Below are 892 nucleotides of genomic sequence, written 5' to 3' on the forward strand. Positions count from 1 at the left end.
GCTTACGATTCCGGCCAGGCGCCGGTTTTCGTCGAGCAGCGGTATGACTTTGATATGGTGGTCGAGCTGTTTGAGCAGCAGTTCGCGCGAACTTGCCTTGTCGGCCCAGACGAAGTCAGGGTTGGCGCAGGACTTGATGGCGTCCTCGAGCTGCGCGCCTTCAAGCAGCTTGCGACRCACGTCCCCGTCGGTCGCCAATCCGGTCGCCATGCCTTCGGCATTGGTCGTCAGCACGATGCCATGGTGGTTGGCTTCGAGTTGCGTCAATGCATCGCGCAACGACGCATTTTCTGAAATCAAGAATAATTCGAAGCTCACAGGGTTCCCGCCTTGTTTGACGCTATCCATCGGCAAAACCGGAAATAGTCTTCCGGCACGCCGATATCGATAAAGTCGGTATTCAGTGAAACAGCTGTCAGCCGGTTGTCGGCCGCCAAATCCGGGAAGACATCCCGCTCCAGGGAAAAGGGCTTGCCATCCCAATGCCTAAACAGGTCCGCATCGAGATGGTACAGACCCGCATTAATCAGGCCCTTACCGCGGCTGCTTTGCTTTTCCTCAARAAGGGCTATTTTATTGGCCGACGTCCGTACGCTGCCATAGCGTTCCGTATTTTCTACGCAAATTACGGCCATTGAAGGCGATTCGGCCGCAAATACCGCACTGATACCGCTGCCGAGCCAGGTATCGGCGTTGCTGACAAGGAAGGAACCCGCGAGGGCATGTTGCCGTACCGCGTAGGCTACGGCACCACCCGTTCCCAGCGGTTCGGGTTCGACCAGGAAGTCGACTTCGCAGCCGTGAAGCCGACCTGTTTGCGCAAGCCCGCCAACGAATTCTTCGATCAGTTCGGATTGGTGATGCAGCAGAAAGGTCATCGAACGTACCCCCT

2 protein-coding genes are annotated in these 892 nt (G+C 56.9%); both read right to left on the reverse strand.

Going from position 1 to position 892, the window contains the following annotated elements:
- On the reverse strand, positions 1 to 318 hold a 318-nt coding region (locus AC1DWI_RS24730), incomplete at its 3' end, for a CBS domain-containing protein (RefSeq protein WP_477726120.1).
- Positions 315 to 892: sugar phosphate nucleotidyltransferase (locus AC1DWI_RS24735; RefSeq protein WP_477726121.1), on the reverse strand; the 578-nt coding region annotated here is incomplete at its 5' end. The genes AC1DWI_RS24735 and AC1DWI_RS24730, both read right to left, overlap by 4 nt.

It is taken from the genome of Polaromonas sp. P3_C2, assembly GCF_056402675.1.